Genomic DNA, 2,210 nt, shown 5'->3' with positions numbered 1-2,210 from the left:
TGTAGAACGACACCTTGCCGTCCTTCACCGGCACCGTCACCTGGTTCGGAACCGTCCGGCCCGCGACCCAGTTCAGGGTGGAAGCGCCCGGCCGGTCCTGGCCGTGCGGGTAGACCGTGAGGTCGCCGTCCCGCGTCGGCTCGGTCGCCGTCACGGTCATCGTCACCGCGGTGACACCGGTCGCCGGGACCCCGGCCACCCCCGTGACCGCCAGGTCGAGCGTCCCCCCGGCCGGCACCGCCTGCGCGGACGGGACCCCGATCGCCGAGCGGGTGTCCAGCAGCCGCACCGGGCCCGCGGGCGTGTACGCACTGCCCACCCCGAGGAACTCCTGCGCGCCCCGGTCCCGAGTGCCGTGGCCGGTACCGGTGTTGGGCAGCGTCGGGTCGTCCACCGGGGTCCTGCCCTGGCGGTCGGTGGCGAGCATACCGGGGGCGTTCTCGTCGGCCGAGTCGATCAGGTGGTTGAGCGGCTCGTTCGGCCCCCGCCAGAAGGTCGTCGGCGACACGAAGTCGTGGGCGCCCTGACCGCTGGCCGCCGTGAACGACGGCTGGTCGGCGTACTCGGTGCCGGCCCACTTGTAGGGGGTGCCGCCGCTGCGCGAGTCGACGACGTTGTAGTCCGCCTTCGTCCCGGCGACGGCGCTCGCGGCGACCGTGATGCCGGTCGCCAGGTAACTCCAGGTGTCGCACGGCGAATCGATGTCGCGCCCCGCGTTGACCGCGTTGTTCTCCACCGTGGCCCCGACCGAGGCCCCGGTCAGCACGATGCCCGGGGAGCAGGACCCGAGGGTGCTGTTGCCGACCACCACGGTGTTCGGGGCGCTGTCGACCAGGACGGCCGCGTGGTCCTCGCCGGTGCTGGAGATGATGGAGTTCGTGCTGACGACGGTCCCGGTGGAGCCGCCGTCCACCGTGACCACCGGCCCCTGCGCGCCATGGACGCTGGCCCGGGCGTAACGGACCCGCTCGGAACCGCCGGTGACCCGCACACCGGTGCCGCCGGTGCCGCTGACCCCGGTGAACGAGACGTCCCGCGCCCCGTCGGCCAGCACCACCGGCCGGCCGGCGGCCGCCTCGACCTCCAGGTACTCGAACACGACGTAGCGGGCGCCCCGGACGGTGAGGCCGCCGCCGGGGTGGGCGGAGGAGCCGATCACGGCGCTGCCGCCGTAGCCCGGCTCGTACGGCGACGGACCGCGGAAGGTGATCGGCGCCCCGGCCGTACCGGAGCGGGTGATCGTCAGATCGGTCTCCTCGTACTCGCCCCTGGCGATCTCGACCGTCTGCCCCGGCCCGGCCACCGCCGCCGCGGCGGCCACGTGGCAGTACGGGACGGCCCGGGTGCCGGGGCCGCCGTCGGCGCAGCCGGCCGAGGTGATGTCGACGTAGAGCGTGGTGACGGCGGCCTGCGCGCCGCCCGCGCCGACGGCCGGCGGGCCGACCGTCCCGAGCAGTGTCGCGCCGACGACCAGCGCGGTGCGAAGTCTGGTGCGAAGTCCGGTGCGGATGCTGGTTCGGATGCTGTGCATGGAACTCCCCCTGACGGGCCCGGTGCCGTGTCCCGTCCTCCGGTCCCGGTCGGCCCCGGAGGACGCACGGATGATGCCACGGACGGCCGCCCCCGAACCACGGAGGCCCGCACTCCACCCGCACGCCCCAGCGCAGCGGCCCCGCCACCGAGCACGAGCGCTCGGTGGCGGGGCCGCGAGGTGGGGCGGGCCGGGTGGGACCGGTCAGTAGCGCTCGACGCCGTAGCGGTCGACCACGATGTGCACCGGCGCACCACTGGCGTTGTAGAAGGTGACCTGGTCGCTGCTCTGCTTCATCGGCACCACGACCTGGTTGGCGACGGTGTCGCCGGGCGCGAAGTTGAGGACGGACGTGTCGTTCGGGCTGCCCGCCGAGTACGCCTTGAGGTGCCCCTCGGCGCCCGGCTCGGTCACCGTGACGTTCAGGACCGCCGCGGCCGGGTAGCTGCCCCAGGCCGGGTAGACGGTGACGGAACCCCAGGCCGGAACGACAGCCGGCGTGCGGTACTGCGGGCGACCCCAGTACTCCCGGGTGTCCATGACCCGCGACGGACCGGAGGGGTAGAAGGCGACCCGGCCGTCGGCGCCGTAGCGGCCGGCCAGGTCGGCGACCAGGTGCACGGTCCCGCCGGAGTGGTTGTAGAACGACACCTTGCCGTCCTTCACCGGCACCGTCACC

At 74.1% G+C, this 2,210-nt stretch carries 1 protein-coding gene and 1 pseudogene; both read right to left on the bottom strand.

Annotated elements, in window-relative coordinates; genetic code table 11:
• On the bottom strand, positions 1-1,531 hold a 1,531-nt coding region (locus tag VR45_RS41170), incomplete at its 3' end, for a right-handed parallel beta-helix repeat-containing protein (RefSeq protein WP_045945105.1).
• A 204-nt stretch (positions 1,532-1,735) separates the two neighbouring features.
• Positions 1,736-2,210 (bottom strand): annotated as a pseudogene (locus VR45_RS41165) (hypothetical protein); the annotation flags it as partial.

The sequence above is a fragment of the Streptomyces sp. NRRL S-495 genome (assembly GCF_000966955.1).
Classification (GTDB): Bacteria; Actinomycetota; Actinomycetes; order Streptomycetales; family Streptomycetaceae; genus Kitasatospora; species Kitasatospora purpeofusca.
This window is presented reverse-complemented; position numbering and strand designations above follow the sequence as displayed.